At 73.2% G+C, this 15,621-nt stretch carries 18 protein-coding genes; 14 read left to right on the top strand and 4 right to left on the bottom strand.

Features of this window, described 5'->3' with window-relative positions; all coding sequences use genetic code 11:
* Positions 1-290: 290 nt before the first annotated feature.
* The 3 genes from IEZ07_RS31805 (at position 291) to IEZ07_RS31815 (ending at position 3,806) form a co-directional block, all read left to right on the top strand.
* Positions 291-1,931 carry a methyl-accepting chemotaxis protein gene (locus IEZ07_RS31805; protein ID WP_301549367.1) on the top strand — a complete coding sequence of 547 codons (1,641 nt, stop codon included), beginning with the start codon at positions 291-293 and terminating at the stop codon, positions 1,929-1,931.
* A 208-nt stretch (positions 1,932-2,139) separates the two neighbouring features.
* Positions 2,140-3,009: a hypothetical protein gene (locus IEZ07_RS31810; protein WP_191898194.1), complete on the top strand. Its 870-nt coding sequence runs from the start codon at positions 2,140-2,142 to the stop codon at positions 3,007-3,009.
* Positions 3,010-3,137: 128 nt separating this feature from the next.
* Positions 3,138-3,806 (top strand): hypothetical protein, encoded by a 669-nt coding sequence (locus IEZ07_RS31815; RefSeq protein ID WP_191898195.1) that lies wholly within the window; start codon positions 3,138-3,140, stop codon positions 3,804-3,806.
* 111 nt (positions 3,807-3,917) lie between these two features.
* On the opposite strand, the gene IEZ07_RS31820 is transcribed toward IEZ07_RS31815, so the two are convergent.
* The 4 genes from IEZ07_RS31820 to IEZ07_RS31835 form a co-directional block, all read right to left on the bottom strand.
* Positions 3,918-4,349, bottom strand: coding sequence for a PIN domain-containing protein (locus IEZ07_RS31820; protein WP_191898196.1), 432 nt, complete (start codon positions 4,347-4,349; stop codon positions 3,918-3,920).
* Positions 4,342-4,611, bottom strand: coding sequence for a hypothetical protein (locus IEZ07_RS31825; RefSeq protein ID WP_068903997.1), 270 nt, complete (start codon positions 4,609-4,611; stop codon positions 4,342-4,344). The genes IEZ07_RS31820 and IEZ07_RS31825 overlap by 8 nt, the downstream gene beginning before the upstream one ends.
* Positions 4,612-4,736: 125 nt before the next feature.
* Positions 4,737-5,630, bottom strand: coding sequence for a hypothetical protein (locus IEZ07_RS31830; RefSeq protein ID WP_191898197.1), 894 nt, complete (start codon positions 5,628-5,630; stop codon positions 4,737-4,739).
* A 56-nt stretch (positions 5,631-5,686) separates the two neighbouring features.
* Entirely contained in the window at positions 5,687-6,412 is a 726-nt protein-coding gene (locus IEZ07_RS31835) for a VldE C-terminal domain-containing protein (RefSeq protein WP_191898198.1), read from the bottom strand.
* A 237-nt stretch (positions 6,413-6,649) separates the two neighbouring features.
* Here IEZ07_RS31835 and IEZ07_RS31840 point away from each other — a divergent pair, with 237 nt between their 5' ends.
* From IEZ07_RS31840 to IEZ07_RS31890, 11 genes are all read left to right on the top strand, one after another.
* Positions 6,650-7,000, top strand: a complete 351-nt coding sequence (locus IEZ07_RS31840; RefSeq protein WP_191898199.1) for a flagellar basal body rod protein FlgB — start codon at positions 6,650-6,652, stop codon at positions 6,998-7,000.
* A 1-nt stretch (position 7,001) separates the two neighbouring features.
* Positions 7,002-7,418 (top strand): flagellar basal body rod protein FlgC, encoded by a 417-nt coding sequence (locus IEZ07_RS31845; protein ID WP_191898200.1) that lies wholly within the window; start codon positions 7,002-7,004, stop codon positions 7,416-7,418.
* The gene (gene fliE, locus IEZ07_RS31850) at positions 7,415-7,726 is read left to right on the top strand and encodes a flagellar hook-basal body complex protein FliE (RefSeq protein ID WP_191898201.1); all 312 of its coding nucleotides are present in this window, start codon (positions 7,415-7,417) and stop codon (positions 7,724-7,726) included. Before IEZ07_RS31845 ends, fliE begins: the two co-directional genes overlap by 4 nt.
* Positions 7,726-9,336 carry a flagellar basal-body MS-ring/collar protein FliF gene (gene fliF / locus IEZ07_RS31855; protein WP_191898202.1) on the top strand — a complete coding sequence of 537 codons (1,611 nt, stop codon included), beginning with the start codon at positions 7,726-7,728 and terminating at the stop codon, positions 9,334-9,336. The genes fliE and fliF overlap by 1 nt, the downstream gene beginning before the upstream one ends.
* 1 nt (position 9,337) lies before the next feature.
* Positions 9,338-10,351 carry a flagellar motor switch protein FliG gene (gene fliG / locus IEZ07_RS31860; protein WP_191898203.1) on the top strand — a complete coding sequence of 338 codons (1,014 nt, stop codon included), beginning with the start codon at positions 9,338-9,340 and terminating at the stop codon, positions 10,349-10,351.
* Positions 10,335-11,000, top strand: coding sequence for a FliH/SctL family protein (locus IEZ07_RS31865; protein WP_191898204.1), 666 nt, complete (start codon positions 10,335-10,337; stop codon positions 10,998-11,000). The genes fliG and IEZ07_RS31865 overlap by 17 nt, the downstream gene beginning before the upstream one ends.
* Positions 10,997-12,301: a FliI/YscN family ATPase gene (locus IEZ07_RS31870; protein WP_191898205.1), complete on the top strand. Its 1,305-nt coding sequence runs from the start codon at positions 10,997-10,999 to the stop codon at positions 12,299-12,301. Before IEZ07_RS31865 ends, IEZ07_RS31870 begins: the two co-directional genes overlap by 4 nt.
* Positions 12,302-12,469: 168 nt before the next feature.
* Entirely contained in the window at positions 12,470-12,907 is a 438-nt protein-coding gene (locus IEZ07_RS31875) for a flagellar FliJ family protein (protein ID WP_191898206.1), read from the top strand.
* Positions 12,904-13,827, top strand: a complete 924-nt coding sequence (locus IEZ07_RS31880; RefSeq protein ID WP_191898207.1) for a C40 family peptidase — start codon at positions 12,904-12,906, stop codon at positions 13,825-13,827. Before IEZ07_RS31875 ends, IEZ07_RS31880 begins: the two co-directional genes overlap by 4 nt.
* A 20-nt stretch (positions 13,828-13,847) precedes the next feature.
* A complete protein-coding gene (locus IEZ07_RS31885; RefSeq protein ID WP_275413881.1) occupies positions 13,848-15,131 on the top strand; it encodes a flagellar hook-length control protein FliK in 1,284 nt (427 codons plus the stop codon).
* 36 nt (positions 15,132-15,167) lie between these two features.
* The gene (locus IEZ07_RS31890; RefSeq protein WP_191898209.1) at positions 15,168-15,620 is read left to right on the top strand and encodes a flagellar hook assembly protein FlgD; all 453 of its coding nucleotides are present in this window, start codon (positions 15,168-15,170) and stop codon (positions 15,618-15,620) included.
* Position 15,621 lies beyond the last annotated feature (1 nt).

The following is a 15,621-nucleotide window of genomic DNA, read 5'->3' on the forward strand; positions in this document are numbered from 1 at the left end:
GCTGGCCGGGCTGTCGGCCCGGCTGCACACCCTGGTCTCCGGCTTCCGCTACTGACACCGGCCCCGGCGCCCTGACGGCGCCGGACCGATCTGGATCGACACGTCGGCCCCGGTTCGTGCGAACCGGGGCCGACGTGTCGATCCACCCGCCCGTACGGCGGGGCGATCCGCCGTGATCCGCGCCGGTCCGCCGCCTCATGGACCGGCCCCGGATGCCGATGGGAACCCGCAACCCTCATGACTTCCGCTGCCCCGCAGCTCCCCGGTCTCGCGCTGGAAAGGACCTGATCGTGACCGATCACCTGAACGAAACCGCACGGCCCGTGGTGACCGTGCGCCGCAACCCGCTGCTGGGGTGGTTCGCCGACCGCCGCATCGGCGCCAAGATGTCCATCATCATGCTCCTGATGACCCTCATCGCGGCGGTGGTCGGCGTGGCCGCGCTGACCCGGATGGCGACGATGAACGACGACATGGAGACCATGGCGCAGAGCAACGAGAAGGTCGCGCGGATCGGGGACGTCTGGAGCGCAATGTCCAACATGCATGACATGTCCGTCGCGACGGCCGTTTCTCCCCCGGAGGCGAAGAAAGAGTCCGCTGCGCAGATGAAGGAGTTCAGCGAGCAGGTGACCGCGGCGTTCGAGGCCTACAAGGCCGTCGCGCCGTCCGACGCCGCGGACGTGCAGAAGAACATCACCGCCTTCGAAGAGGCCTGGGATGACTTCCAGGTCCTGCGCGACTTCGCGCTGCTGGGTGACGCCCTTCCGGCCGGCTACAGCCCGGCGGACATGAGCCGGTTCCCCGAGATCTCCGCTCAGATCAACACCTCCATGGCCGCCCTCAAGAAGCTGGAGCAGGACCACGCCCGGCAGATGGCCGCCGCGGGCGTCGCCGGCTACGACAGCGCCCGCACCACGGTCCTGGTGCTGCTCGGCTTCGGCCTGGTCTTCGCGGTCGGCATGGCCCGGCTGGTGAGCCGCCAGATGGTGCGCTCGCTGCAGCCGGTCCTGCGGGTGCTGGATCTGATGGCGAAGGGCGACCTGACCCGGACCGTCGAGGTGGTCTCCCGCGACGAGACCGGTGACATGGCGGTGGCGGTCAACCAGGCCACCGGCTCGATGAGGCGGGCCATGGAGGCGCTGGCCACCAGCGCCGACACGCTGGCCGTCAGCTCGACCGGGCTGTCGGCGGTCAGCGACCGCATCGCCGCCAGCGCCGACGAGGCCTCCACCCAGGCCGGCAGCGCCGCCGCCGCCGCGGCCCAGGTCTCGCACAACGTGCAGACCGTCTCGGCCGGCAGCGAGGAGATGGGCGCCTCGATCCGGGAGATCGCGCACAACGCCGGCGAGGGCGCCAAGGTCGCTTCGAAGGCGGTGGAGGTCGCCGCCTCCACCAACGAGACCGTCGCCAAGCTCGGCGCCTCGTCGGCGGAGATCGGCTCGGTCATCAAGACGATCACCTCGATCGCCGAGCAGACGAACCTGCTCGCGCTCAACGCCACCATCGAGGCGGCGCGCGCGGGGGACGCGGGCAAGGGCTTCGCGGTGGTGGCGGGCGAGGTCAAGGACCTGGCGCAGGAGACGGCCAAGGCGACCGAGGACATCTCCAAGCGGGTCGAGGCGATCCAGGCCGACACCGAGAGCGCGGTGGCGGCCATCGCGGAGATCTCCGCCATCATCGGCAGGATCAACGACTACCAGCTGACGATCGCCGGTGCGGTGGAGGAGCAGACCGCCACCACCGGGGAGATGAACCGCAGTGTGGCCGAGGCCGCCCAGGGCAGCTCCGACATCGCGGCCAACATCTCGGTGCTGGCCGACGCCGCGCACGTGACGGCCGAGGGTGTGAGCGAGAGCCAGCGGGCCGCGGCCGAGCTGGCCGGGCTGTCGGCCCGGCTGCACACGCTGGTCTCCGGTTTCCGCTACTGAGACCCGCCATCCCTCCCACCAGGGAGGACGTCCGGCGGCGAGGCGCCGTAGGGGGCCGCCCACGATCACCGTGGGCGGCCCCCGTATTTGTTCTGCAAAGCAATGGTTTTATCAACTAAAAGTATCGCCGTGAGAGCGCACCGTGATATTTGGTAATAAATAACTGATCGATTGGGTTAAAGGCTATTCTCCGGTGTAAAACTGTTTCATGTATTCCCTGGTCAGCGCCCCAGTCCTCGGTTTCGACCTGACGCGGCTGGACGGCGGAGCGGCGACCGCCGCAGTGCTCTCCCGCGCCCTTCGCCTCGATTCCCGCGACCTCGCGGCGCTGGCCCGCCGACTGCCCGACGACGGGGTCCGCGCCCAGCTGTGGCAGGACATCCACGCGGCGACCGTGCTGCGCCCCACCGTCCGCAGCCTCTCCCAGCAGGACGCCGAGGGAGCCCTCGCCCTGCTGGAGCGGGCGCCCATCGGCACCCCCGACGCGCTGCTGCACTGCGTCCGCCACGACGTGCTCGGCTGGACGTGGCAGGAGCAGGAGGGCGTCCGCCGCCAGGACGACACGGCCTCCGCCGCCACCGCCGTCGTCTGCGACGCGGTGATGGCCACCTACCTGCGCGAGCTGCTGCCGGCCGACACCCGGCGGCGGCTGGCCGTCGGGTGGCTCGCCGCCACCCGCGAACTGCCGGACCGCCCGGTGGACACCGGCCCCCAGCACCAGGCCGTCACGGGACTGTGCCGGCGCATCGAGACGCTCGGCGCCTCCGACCTGGAGCGGCTGACCGCCCTCAGCGACCGGACCCGCCTCGACTCCTCCGGCTGGTCGCAGGCCGTGCACGAGGCCTCGTGGGCGGTGCACATGTCCGACCGCGTGCGGGCCGCCGCCGCCGCACAGTTCGAACTGGTCCAGGCCGTCGACGCCGCCGGCATCCCGGTCGCCGACCGCGCGGGCGGGGTGTGGAACCTCCTCAGCGGCGCCGTGCACGCCCTGACCGTCGCCGACCTGCTCGACGCGGCACTGCTCGGGCGGCTCCTCGACCCCTGCCTGGGCGTCCTGGGCCTGCCCGTCCTCCACTGACCCCGGAGGTCAGAGCGGGGGCGGACGGGAGCGGCGACGATATTTCTTCTGGTTTTTCCTACAGCGGGCCGTCCGGCCGCCGATGGGATGGCTATCCCTACTGTCGGTAATCGGAAGAGGACACCGTGTTGAACAGCAGGAAGACCTGGGCCGCCCTCGCCGTGGCCACCGCCGTGACCGTGAGCGTGCCCGTGACCGCCGGTGTCGCCAGCGCCGCCCCCAAGAAGCCCACCAAGGCCGCGACGGCCAAGCAGGTCGCCGCCGCCAAGGCCGCGCAGGCCAAGGCCGCCGCCGCCGCGAAGAAGGCCGCCGCCGCGAAGGCCGCCGCGGCCAAGGCTGCTGCGGCCAAGGCGGCCGCCGCGGCGAAGGCCGCCGCGGCGAAGAAGGCCGCGGAGGCGGCGAAGGCCGTCCTGCCCTTCGCCGCGGTCGGCGTCGTCACCGCCGTGGACGCCGCCGCCGGCACCGTCACGGTGCAGGTGGCGAGCGGCTCCAAGCTCGTCGCGGGCACCGAGGCCGTGTTCAAGGTCTCCGCCACCACCAAGGTCACCAAGGACGACGAGAAGACGACCCTCGACACCCTCGCCGAGGGCGACAAGGTCACCGTGAACGGTGTCAAGACCGCCGCCGGCCTGTTCGCCGCCCACGTCAACGCCACCAGCCCCGAGCCCGTCGCCGAGCCGGAGCCCACCGAGGACCCGGTCGCGGAGCCCGACCCGACCGAGGAGCCCACTGAGGAGCCCACTGAGGAGCCCACCGAGGAGCCCGCTCCGGTCGAGGACCCCGAGACCGCCGTCTGACGGTCCCGCCCGCCGGCCCGGCCCATGCCGTGAGCAGGCCCGACGCATACGGGAGAGCCCCGGTTCGCATGAACCGGGGCTCTCCCGCGTGTCGCCCTCACGCGTTCTCCGTCAACGGTCGGGGTCGGCGATCTCGATGACGTGCAGAGGCCTGTCCAGGACGCGGGACGGCTCCCGCCACTTGGCGGCGTCGAGTGTGAAGATCGGGCAGACCGCCACGTCGGCGATGGCGGCGGCATGCGCGTCCCACGGGTCGAGTCCGGTGACCGCCATCATGTCGGTGAGTTTGGCGGCCTGGTGGATGCCGTCGAGCGGGGCCACGGTGGCGCGCTCGAACGCGGCCAGGCCCGCGAGCAATGCCTGTGCGTCCGGCAGGCCCCGGCTGTCGAGCAGCGCTCCGGCCGCTGCGAGCGACGGGATGACCAGGGGCTGCCCCGCCCGGTCGAAGTCCTGCAGGAACCCGATCAGGTCGCCGTCGCCCCGGGCCACGTCGGTCAGGACGCTGGAATCGAGAATGTGGGGAGCGGGGGTGAAATCACTCACCAGGCGCCGCCGGGAAGCCCTGCTCGACCAACTGGCGGTTGACGTGCCGCATCATGCGGGCCACTCGTTCCGGATCGGCTCTGCGGGCGTGTTCCCTCAGGAGAGCCAGTGCGCGCTGGTCGGCGATGCGCTTGGCGGCGATGGCGTCATTGAAGACGGCGGCCACACTGGTCGCCTTGCCGCTGGCCACCAGGTGCTCGGCGTATTCCACGACGTCAGGGTCCACGGTGATGGTGATCCGGGTCTTCCTGTCTCCGCTCATACCCGGGATCATACTCATGCCGTGCGGGCCTGAGGAGGGAGAACCGGGAAACGATCCGCCGGCCGTCCCGGCGGTCTGCGGACCGGCCCGCCGGGACGCCCGGAGCGTGCACCCGGTGGGAGGGGTCAGGGGCGCAGGGCGCTCCAGGAGGCGTGGTCGTGGACGGCCATGCCGGCGTAGGCGGGGTAGAAGACGGCGGCGGCGTCGATCGCGGACAGGGCCGTGTTCAGCGCCTGGCGGCCCTGCTCGTGGAAGGTGCAGTACGGGCAGTCGGGCAGGGCGAGGGTCTCGGCGGCCAGCCGTACCGGGCGGCCCGCGCGCCGGCCGCGCAGCAGCATGTCCTCGCCGACCCCGATGATCGAGCCGGGTCCGGTGGCGGTGTCGCGGTAGCTCATCACGGTGACCGCGTCGACGCGCGCCAGCACCTCGTCGGCCAGGGTGGAGCCGCCCGCGGGCACGGTGTCGTACCAGAACGGCACGTCGGCCTCGAGCGGCCGGGGGTCGGCGTCGCGGAGCGCGGCGAGCAGGCCGAGGAAGGCCGCGACGGTGCCGGGCCGGTCGGTGCTCCACTCGTCCAGGTGGTACGGCTCGACGTCGACGTGGGTGGTGCGGAACAGGCCGGTGCCCATCGCGGCGCGCTGCCAGGCCAGAGCGGCGGCGTGGTCGAAGGTCCAGCCGGGTTCGCCGCCCAGGGCGGACAGCCGGACCCCGGCGGCGTCGGCGCGCTTCCTGAACTGCCGGAGCCGGTTCAGCTCGATCTTGGTGATCTTCGGAGGGACGTATACGAAGATCTCCTTGACGGCGTTGGCGGTGGCCCAGCTCATCACGGCGGCCGGGTCGCCGCGCTGCCACAGCCACATCGCCCGCGGTCCGGGGACCGCGGTGGAGGCGGCGGCGGGTACGGCGAGCAGCGCGCACAGGCTCGCCACGGCGGTGAGCGCGCCCGCGATCCGGCGCAGCCCGGCGGCCCCGCGCGTCCCGCGCGGGCGGCGTCCGGTGGGGCGCGAGGTCGTCGGCATGCCCTGCTCCTGTTCTTCCTGCGTTCCATGCCCTGCCGCGGGCAGGGGCACGCGGGTCAGCGTGCGACCGACAGGTGCACGTGGTCGAAGTGGTTGGCGGTGACGCCGCCGCGGTCCTCCATCAGGCGCCAGCCCTCGCCCGCGCGGGAGGGGTTCCAGATGTGCTGGGCGAAGATCACGTACTTGACGCCGAGGCGGTCGGCGTTGTCCTTGAGGTAGTTGGCGATCTCCCAGCCCTCCTTGAGCCTGGCCGCGGAGGGCATCCTGCCGCCCGAGCTGATCATGAAGTCGGCGGCCTTGCCGGTGGGGTGGTCGCTGCCGGGCATGCCGCCGTCGGCGCGCCAGGCGCCGATCGCGGAGAACTTCCCGAACTTCGCGTCGACCTCCTCGATGGCCTCACGCATGGTGGAGGTGATGCGGCCGCCGCCGCCCAGGACCTTGGACGGCTCGTGCGTCGCGGTGACACCGCCGCCGGAGGTCACCGCGCCGGTCGCGCCGGTGCCGGCCGGGCCGCCGGCCGTACCATGCGCGGGAGCGGTGGAGGCCGTGCCGGCCGCCCCCCGCGTGGCGGCGGTGGTGGACGCGCCCGCGGTCGCGGTGGCGGAGGCCGTGGCGGACGGGGAGGCCGTCGCGGCGCCGCGCTGCCCGCCCTGCGCGGCGGTGAGCTCGGCGGCGAACCTCTGACCGGAGGCGCCGGAGACACCGGAGCGGGCCCCGATCTGGGTGAACTGGCCCTGCAACTGGGCCACGCGGGACTGGATCGCGGCGATGCCGTCGGTCATCGTGGGAGCTCCTCCTGGCCGCGGACACGGGACTCGGCGAAAGCGGGCATCCTGCCCTTCGGCAGGTTCAGGGGTGGATCTGAGGACTTGAGGGACAACCGTGACCTGCCGTCCCGATCGGATCCGGGAAAAACCTCAGGACCCCTCCGCGGCGTCCGATGGGCCTACCTGAGCAGGGAGTGCTCACCCCGTTACGCCAAGGATCGGCGGCCGTAGCAGAACGAACGGAGTCTGTTCGTGCTCGAGGACGTCACGTCCAGCGTGGTGCGCGTCGCGCTGAAGGGCCTCGCCCAGCGCCAGCGTGTGATCGCAGACAACATCGCCAACATCGAGACTCCCAGGTTCCTCGCTGGCCGCGTCCAGTTCGAAGACGCCCTGCGCACCGCCGTCGAGACGGGGACGTCCCCGCGGGAGGTGGCCCCGGAGGTCGCCCGCTCCCTGGAGCCGACCCGGGAGAACGGCAACAACGTCAATCTCGACCACGAGACCTTGTCGCACATGGACACCACACTGCGCTACCAGACGATGCTGAAGGCCCTCGACTCCAAGTACGGAATGCTCCGCTCGGTGATCAGGGGAGGTGCGTGACATGAGCGCAGGAGGACCCTTCCGCGCGATCGGCATCGCCGGCACCGGCGTGACCGTCTACCGCAAGTGGCTGGACGCGGTGTCCGACAACATCGCCAACATCAACAACGCCGCCCCCACGAGCGGTGAGGCGTTCCGCGCCCGCTACGTGACGGCCCAGGCCGTGGACTACGGGTCGGGCACCGGCGGCGTCCAGGTCGGTGGGATCGAGCTGGGCAGCGGCGAGGGCCGCCTCGTCCACGAGCCCGACAACCCCCTCGCCGACGAGAACGGCTACGTGCGCTACCCCGACATCGACCTCGGCGCCCAGATGGGCCAGCTGATGATGGCCCAGCGCGCCTACCAGGCCAACATCTCGGTCGTCGACCGCGCCTACGACGCCTACCAGGCCGCACTCCAGCTCGGGAGGAACGGATGAGCATCCAGCCGATCGGCCCCGTCGCGGGCCCCCTGCGCATCACCGGTCCCGCCGAGGTCGGCGGGACCGCCGCTCCGAGCGGCACCGCCGAGATCTTCGGCAACCTGCTCACCCAGGGCGTCGACACGCTGCAGCAGACGCAGGCGAACGCCGACTCGCTGGCCGTCAAGGCCGCCACCGGCGACCTGCAGGACGCGCACGACTACATGGCCGCCAGCACCGAGGCCGCACTCGCCACCCAGATGACCGTCGCCATCCGTGACAAGGCCGTCGCCGCCTTCACCGAGATCATGAGGATGCAGGCCTGATGCAGGAACGCGCGCTCGCCGCACTCCGCAAGGCCCGCTCCTCGTTCGCGTCGTTCAGCACCGGGCAGAAGGCCGTCACCATCTCCCTCGTGCTGGCCATCGTGGTCGGCGGGTTCTTCTTCTCCCAGTGGGCCGCCAAGCCGGTCTACGGCACGCTGTACTCCAACCTCTCGGGCGCCGACGGCAACGCGATCGTCGAGCAGCTCACCGCCGACGGCGTCCCCTACCAGCTCACCGACGGCGGCGGCACGATCATGGTGCCGCAGGCGCAGGTCTACGACCTGCGGCTGAAGATGAGCGGCCAGGGCCTGCCGACCCAGGCCGACGGCGGCGGCTACTCCCTGCTGGACAAGCAGGGCGTCACCACCTCCGACTTCATGCAGCACGTCGGCTACCAGCGCGCCCTGGAGGGCGAGCTCGCCAGGACGATCAAGGCGATCGACGGCGTCACCTCCGCCAGCGTGCACCTGGCGATCCCGCAGAAGGACGTCTTCGCCGACGACGCCGCCAAGCCGACCGCCTCGGTCCTGGTGGGCACCCAGCCCACCAAGCCGCTGACCAACAGCCAGATCAAGGCCGTGGTGAACCTGGTCAGCTCCAGCGTCGAGGGCCTGTCCCCGGCGGACGTGACGCTGGCCGACTCCAGCGGCCAGGTGCTGGCCGCCGCGGGCGAGCAGGCCCTCACCGGCGCCGGCAGCGAGCGCGAGGAGCAGACCCAGTCGTTCGAGCAGCGGATGAGCGGCTCCCTGCAGCAGATGCTGACCCAGGTCCTCGGCCCGAACAAGGCCGTCGTCAAGGTCACCGCCGACCTCGACTACGACCAGACCGAGACCAAGAGCCAGCGGTACGTCAGCGACCCGGCCCTCCCGCCGCTGTCGTCGACGACCAAGGAGGAGACCTACACCGGGGGTGGCACGCCCACCGGCGGCGTCCTCGGCCCCGACAACATCCAGGTCCCGAACGCCAGCGGCGGCAACGACTACAAGTCGACCACCGAGACCCGCGACAACGCCGTGGGCCTGGTCACCGAGACCCGCAAGACCGCCCCCGGCAAGGTCCGCAAGCTCGACGTCGCGGTGCTGGTCGACGGCCAGGCCGCGGCCGGCGTGGACACCGCGGAGATCCAGCGGATCGTCTCCTCGGCCGCCGGCATCAACGCCCAGCGCGGCGACACCATCGCCGTCTCGGCGATGCCGTTCGACGACAGCGCCGCCACCAAGGCCGCCGCCGACCTGACCGCCGCGGCCAAGGCCGAGCAGGACGGCCGCACCATGGAGCTGGTCAAGATCGGCGCCCTGGCCCTGGGCATCGGGCTGCTCTTCCTCATCGCCTGGCTGCGCGGCCGCAAGAAGAAGCGCCGCTCGCAGCTGAGCAAGGCCGAGCTGGAGCAGCTGGAGGCCATGCAGGCCGAGCTGGAGCGCGTGCGCCTGCAGGCCGCCATCGAGGCCGCCGAGCGCGAGGCGCTGCCCGCCGGCACCGCTGAGACGCCCGCCGATCCGGACTCCGGCAGGCGCGAGGAGCTCCGGGACGAGATCTCCGGTCTGGTCGACCGGCAGCCCGAGGAAGTCGCCCAGCTGCTGCGCGGCTGGCTCGCCGACAGGAGGAGCTGACATGCCGATGGTCGAGACGATGAGCGGCCTGCGCAAGGCCGCCGTGCTCCTGGTCCAGATGGGCAAGGAGGACTCGGCGAAGGTGCTCGCGCAGCTGCGCGAGCCCGAGGTCGAGGAGCTGACCGCCGAGATCGTGCGGCTCGGCACCGTCGACCCCGGTGACGCGGTGGACATCCTCACCGAGTTCCGCGACCTGGCGGTCGCCTACCGCTACGCCGGCCAGGGCGGCATGGACTTCGCCCGCGAGGTGCTGGAGGCGACGCTGGGCCGCGAGCGGGCCAGCCAGATCGTCGAGCGCCTGTCGGCGTCGCTGGTCGACATGCCGTTCAGCTTCCTGCAGCGGGCCGACCCCCGCCAGGTGCTGGGATTCGTCCAGGACGAGCACCCGCAGCTGATCGCGCTGGTGCTGGCGCACCTGCCGGCGCACCTGGCCTCGCAGATCCTGTCGGGGCTCAACCCGAACCTGCAGGCCGACGTGGCGCACCGCATCGCGGTGATGGACCGCACCTCGCCCGACATCATCCGCCAGGTGGAGTCGTTGCTGGAGCGCAAGCTCTCGTCGGTTCTGCAACCGTCCGACCTCTCCGCCGTGGGCGGTCTGCAACCTCTGGTCGACATCATCAACCGTGCCGACCGCGTCACCGAGCGCCTCATCCTCGAGGGGCTGGAGGGGCGCAGCCCCGAGCTGGCCGAGGAGGTCCGGAGCCGGATGTTCATGTTCGAGGACGTCGTCCACCTCGACGACCGCGCCGTCCAGCTCGTGGTCCGGCAGGTCGAGACCGTGGACCTGGCCACCGCCCTCAAGGGCGTCGGGCAGGACGTGCTCAACAAGATCACCAAGAACCTGTCCGAGCGGGCCGCCGCGAACCTCGTCGAGGAGATCGAGCTGCTCGGCCCGGTGCGGCTGCGCACCGTCGAGGAGTCCCAGGCCAAGATCGTGCACGCGATCCGCGCCCTGGAGGAGTCCGGCCAGATCGTGATCCGGAGAGGAGACGAGGATGAGTTCGTCGCCTGAGACCGTCCTGCGCGGGACGGACACCCTCACCTTCAGCGCCGCCCGCTTCGCCACCGACTTCGGCGTCACCACGAACGTGCCGGCCGAGGTGATGGAGCGGGTCCGCGCCGAGGCGCGGGCCGCGGGATACGCCGCGGGCTGGGCCCAGGGCCTGGAGGAGGCCCGGCGCAACACCGCGGCCGAGCACCGCGACGAGGCCGAGCGCGTCGCCCGGGCCGAGGCCCGGAAGATCGCCCGGCTGGAGAGCGCGCTGACCGCGATCGCCGCCTCGGCCGCCCGGCTGGAGCAGCAGACGGCCCCCGGCGCCGCCGACCTCGAGGACCTCGTCGTGCAGACGGCCTTCGCCATCGCCGAGGCGGTGCTCGGCCGGGAGATCGAGCACAGCCCCGAGCCCGGCCGCGAGGCCCTCGCCCGGGTGCTGGACCTGGTGCCCGAGAGCCGCCCCGTGCTCGTCCGGCTGAGCCCCGCCGACCACGCCGCCATGGTCGGCGCCGGACAGAACACCTTCGAGGTCGACGGCCGGAGCGTGACCATGGTCGTCGACCCGCGCCTGAAGCCCGGCGACGCCGTCGCCGAAAGCGACGCCACCGCCGTGGACGCGCGCCTGAGCACCGCCGTACAGCGAGCCAAGGAGGCCCTGGGCCTGTGATCTCCACCATCGACACCCGCCTGCGGGCGGCCGTCGCCGCCGCGCGGCCCCGCGTGACCGGCCGCGTCGCGGCCGTCGTCGGCCTCTCGGTCGACGTCGAGGGCGTGTCCGGCAGGGTGGGCGATGTGGTCCTCCTCGGCGACGGCCCCGCGGCCGTCCCGGCCGAGGTGGTGGCCCTGTCCGGCGGCCGGCTCAGCTGCCTGCCGCTGGGCTCGCTGACCGGCATCGGCGTGGGCAGCCCCGTCACCGCCACCGGCGACGCGCTGCGCGTCCCGGTCGGCGAGGCGCTGCGCGGCCGCATCCTGGACGGCCTCGGCCGCCCGCTCGACGGCGGCCCCTCGCTGGCCGGCCTGGAGATGGTCCCGGTGGAGAACGAGCCGCCGCCCGCCCTGCAGCGCCGCCGCATCCTGGAGCCGATGCCGCTGGGCGTGCGGGCCATGGACACGATGATCACGGCCGGGCGCGGGCAGCGCCTGGGCATCTTCGCCGGTTCCGGCGTCGGCAAGTCCAGCCTGATGTCCATGATCACCCGTGGCACCGAGGCGGAGATCACCGTCGTGGCGCTGGTCGGCGAGCGCGGCCGCGAGGTCCGCGAGTTCATCGAGAACGACCTGGGCCCCGAGGGCCTGGCCCGCTCCGTCGTCATCGTGGCCACCTCCGACCAGCCGCCGATGGTGCGCCTGCGCGCCTGCTTCACCGCCACCCGGATCGCCGAGTGGTTCCGCGACCAGGGCCGCGACGCGCTGCTGCTGATGGACAGCCTCACCCGGGCCGCCATGGCCCAGCGCGAGGTCGGCCTGTCGGCGGGCGAGCCCCCGGCGACCCGCGGCTACCCGCCGTCGGTGTTCGCGATGCTCCCCCGGCTGCTGGAGCGGGCCGGACCCGGGGTCAACGGCAGCATCACCGGCCTGTACACGGTGCTGGTCGACGGCGACGACCACAACGAGCCGATCGCCGACTCGGCGCGCTCGATCCTCGACGGCCACGTCGTGCTGGACCGCCGCCTGGCCACCGCCGGGCACTTCCCGACGATCGACGTGCTGGAGTCGGTCTCCCGCGTCGCCGGCGCGGTGACCAGCCGCGAGCAGCGCGCCGACGCCACCGCGCTGCGCCGCATCCTCGCCGCCCACCGCGACATCCGCGAGCTGGTGGAGATCGGCGCGTACGTGCCCGGCACCAACCCGGACGCGGACCTGGCCCGCGCGCTGTGGCCGCGCATCGAGGCGTTCCTCCGCCAGGACATGGAGGAGCAGACCACGGCCGCGCAGGCGTGGGAGGGGCTCCGGGCCCTGCTGGCCTGAGCGGAGGCGGCGCCCCGGTCTCCCATCCGGCCGGGGCCTTCCGCTCCGGCACGGCGCCCGCCCCGGCCTTCCACCCCGGTACGGCACCCGCCCCGCAGGACCCTCCCCGGCAAGGCCCCCGCGTGACCGCCTCCCCCGGCCGGAACCCGGCATCCAAGGAGATCTGACATGAGCCCACGTTTCCGTCTGTCGTCGATCCTGCGGGCCCGTAAGGCCCAGGAGGACGCCGCCAAGGGCGGGGTGGCCCGCGCCCGCGCCGAGGCCGGGGCCGCCGACCGCCAGGTCGAGGCCAAGGAGGCCGAGCTGCAGGGCCGGATGATCGTTCCGGACCCGTCCGACGCCGCCGCGTTCGTCGCGGCGATGGCCGCGCGCCGCGCGGTCGCCGGGGAGCTCTCGATCAAGATCCAGAAGGCCGAGGAGGCCGCGCGGCGGGTCGGCGCCAGCGTGGACACCTGGAGCGCCGCCTCCCAGCGCCGCCGCATGGTGGACAAGCTCGCCGAGCGCCACCAGGCCGCCGTGCGGCAGGCCGACGCGGCGGCCGACCAGCGCGCCGTGGACGACCTCCCGCTCAACCGCCGCCGCACCGACGGGGAGAACGGCCGATGAGCCTGATGGACATCGTGGCGCGGGTCGGCCAGCTGGAGGCCCAGTTCGGCGCCGCCCCCGCGACCTCCGCCGCCTCCGCCACCTCGGCCGCCGACTTCGCCGCGGCGCTCAAGACGGCCCAGCGGTCCGGTGCGGCCTCGGGGACCACGGCTTCGGGGACCACGGCCGCCGGCGCCGCTTCCGGGAGCACGGCCGCCGCCGGGACCGGTCAGGCCGCGCAGACCGCCCAGGGTACCCAGGCGACCCGGGCGGCCTCCGCGGCGGACGCCGTCACCGGGGACTCCGGCGGGGTCACCGGCCAGGACGTCGTCGGCCAGGCCCGCAAGTACCTCGGCATCCCCTACCTGTGGGGCGGCACGGACCCCGAGCGGGGCCTGGACTGCTCCGGACTGGTCCAGCTCGTCTACAAGAAGCTGGGCGTCTCCCTGCCGCGCGTCTCGCAGGACCAGCAGAACGAGGGCCGCAGCATCCCGAGCCTGAAGCAGGCCCTCCCGGGCGACCTGCTGACCTTCGGCTCCCCCGCCACGCACATCGGCATCTACATCGGCGACGGCAAGATGCTGCACGCCCCGCGCACCGGCGACGTCGTCAAGATCGTCGACATGGACGACTACTACCGCAAGCCCACCGACATCCGCCGCGTCCTGAGCGACGCGGCCGCGGGCGCCACCCCGGCGACGGCGTCCTCCACGGCGTCCCCGGCCGCCGCCCCCCTGACGGCCACCGCCGCCCCCCTGACGGCCACCGCCGCTTCCACCGCGGTCCAGGCCGGGTACGGCGCGGGCGCCACGAGTTTCAGTGGATCGACCGGTTTGCCGCAGATGTCCCTCGGCGCTGCCGATGGGCTGGGCAACGGCCTGTTCGATCCCGCCCAGGCCTACGTCCGGACCATCCAGCCGGTCATGAACGGCATCGGATAGCAGGAGAGACGATCTTGACTGTGCCTTCGATCCCCCTGGCGGGGAGCCCGTCGGCGATGACGGCTCCCTCCGGCGAGGGACAGACTGGCCAGAGCGGCGCCGGCGACGCGTTCGCCGCCCTCCTCGCCCTGCTCGCGGCCGGAGGCCCCCTGCCCCAGGGCGTCCTGCCCGTCCCCGGTACCTCCGGCGGCGCCCCCGGTTCCGGCGGGTCCGCCCAGACGATCTCCGCGGCGCCGGCCGGCGGCCCGCTCACCGCGCAGGCCCTGCTCGCCGCCCAGCTGCAGACCCGGCTCCAGGCGCAGCAGCAGGCCGGAGCCGACCTCGCCGCCCAGGCGCAGCCGCCCGTCCCGGCCCAGCCGGGCCTCCCGGGCCAGGCCGTACCGGCGCAGGTCCCGCCGTTCACGCTCCCGCAGACCGCGGTGCTCTCCACCGGTACGGCGGGCCAGGCGGCGACCGCCGCCACCGCGGCCGTCCCCACCGCGCCCGCCGGCGTCCCCACCGGTGCGGAGACCCCCGCCTCCGCCGTCCAGGCGGCCACGTCCGCCACGGCGGCGACGGCCGCCGAGACCGGCGCCACCGCCGAGACGGCCGCCCCCGAGACCGCCGCCCCGGCCGACGCCCCCGCACCCCAGGGCGCGTCCGGGCAGGCCGTCGCGGCACCGGCCGCGGGCTCCGGCGCGGGCACCTCCACCGGCGAGGACGCCTCCCGCCGCACCGGCACCGCCGCCACCGGCCCGGCCGAGGCCACCGGCGCGACCGGGCAGGCCGTCTTCCAGGCCACCGCCACCACGCAGGTGACGGGGCCGGAGCGGGTCTCCGCGCCCGCCCCCCAGCAGCCCGCCGCCCCCGCCTCCCAGATCGCCGTCCACGTGCTGCCGCTCCGGCAGGACCCGGACGGCATCCACCGGCTCACCGTCCACCTGCACCCCGTCGACCTCGGCCCGGTCAGCGTCGTCGCCGAACTGCGCAACGGCGCCGTGCACCTGCAGCTCGCCGGGACCAGCGACGGCGCCTTCGACGCCCTGCGCTCGGCCCTGCCCTCGCTCCGCCAGGAGCTGGAGGAGGGCGGGTTCTCCGCCTGCACGCTGGACCTGCAGCGCGAGGCCCCCGGCGACGGCCGCCGCCCCGGCGAGCAGACCCAGCAGTTCTCCCACCCGGGCGACCAGGGCCACCAGGGCCGGGCCGCCGGCGGCGCCACCGGCGCCGGCCGCACCGAGGACGGCGGCTACCAGAACGCCCCCGCGCCCGACGGCGGCCTCCCGGCCGACGGACCGGGATCCCGCATGCTCAACGTCCGCCTGTAGCACCGCCTCTCACAGGGAATCCGGAGGAATCCGTACGTGACCACCATCAGCGGGGCCGTGGGCACCGGCGCCACGACCACCGCGACCAGCGCGGCCGCCACGTCGAGCGGCAACAGCAAGCTCGACAAGGACACGTTCCTGAAGCTCCTGGTCGCCCAGATGCGCTACCAGGACCCGAGCAACCCCACCGACACCTCCGCGTTCATGTCGCAGACCGCGCAGTTCACCGAGGTGGAGCGGATGGAGGAGCTCGTCAAGCAGCAGGGCGAACTGCTGGCGGCCCAGTTGCAGCTGTCGGCCAGCAGCCTCGTCGGCAAGACCGTCGGCTACACCGGACCAGACGGCACGGACGCCGTCGGTGTGGTCACCTCAGCCTCCTTCGGCAGCACCCCGACCCTGCGGGTCGGGAACACGGATGTACCGCTGTCCTCGGTCAAGGAAGTCACCAGCGCCGCCCCGGGCGGCACCGAATCCACCGAAGGAAAGTGAC

Origin of the sequence: Planomonospora parontospora (genome assembly GCA_014647935.1) — a bacterium.
In the GTDB taxonomy this organism is placed as follows: domain Bacteria; phylum Actinomycetota; class Actinomycetes; order Streptosporangiales; family Streptosporangiaceae; genus Planomonospora; species Planomonospora parontospora.

Bases quoted from the DNA above. Each gene is read 5' to 3' on its own strand.
- IEZ07_RS31845 (WP_191898200.1), top strand. From the start codon at position 7,002: ATGAGCGCAGGAGGACCCTTCCGCGCGATCGGCATCGCCGGCACCGGC.
- IEZ07_RS31875 (WP_191898206.1), top strand. From the start codon at position 12,470: ATGAGCCCACGTTTCCGTCTGTCGTCGATCCTGCGGGCCCGTAAGGCC.
- fliF (WP_191898202.1), top strand. From the start codon at position 7,726: ATGCAGGAACGCGCGCTCGCCGCACTCCGCAAGGCCCGCTCCTCGTTC.
- IEZ07_RS31810 (WP_191898194.1), top strand. From the start codon at position 2,140: ATGTATTCCCTGGTCAGCGCCCCAGTCCTCGGTTTCGACCTGACGCGG.
- fliE (WP_191898201.1), top strand. From the start codon at position 7,415: ATGAGCATCCAGCCGATCGGCCCCGTCGCGGGCCCCCTGCGCATCACC.
- IEZ07_RS31835 (WP_191898198.1), bottom strand. From the start codon at position 6,412: ATGACCGACGGCATCGCCGCGATCCAGTCCCGCGTGGCCCAGTTGCAG.
- IEZ07_RS31825 (WP_068903997.1), bottom strand. From the start codon at position 4,611: ATGAGCGGAGACAGGAAGACCCGGATCACCATCACCGTGGACCCTGAC.
- IEZ07_RS31865 (WP_191898204.1), top strand. From the start codon at position 10,335: ATGAGTTCGTCGCCTGAGACCGTCCTGCGCGGGACGGACACCCTCACC.
- IEZ07_RS31880 (WP_191898207.1), top strand. From the start codon at position 12,904: ATGAGCCTGATGGACATCGTGGCGCGGGTCGGCCAGCTGGAGGCCCAG.
- fliG (WP_191898203.1), top strand. From the start codon at position 9,338: ATGCCGATGGTCGAGACGATGAGCGGCCTGCGCAAGGCCGCCGTGCTC.
- IEZ07_RS31830 (WP_191898197.1), bottom strand. From the start codon at position 5,630: ATGCCGACGACCTCGCGCCCCACCGGACGCCGCCCGCGCGGGACGCGC.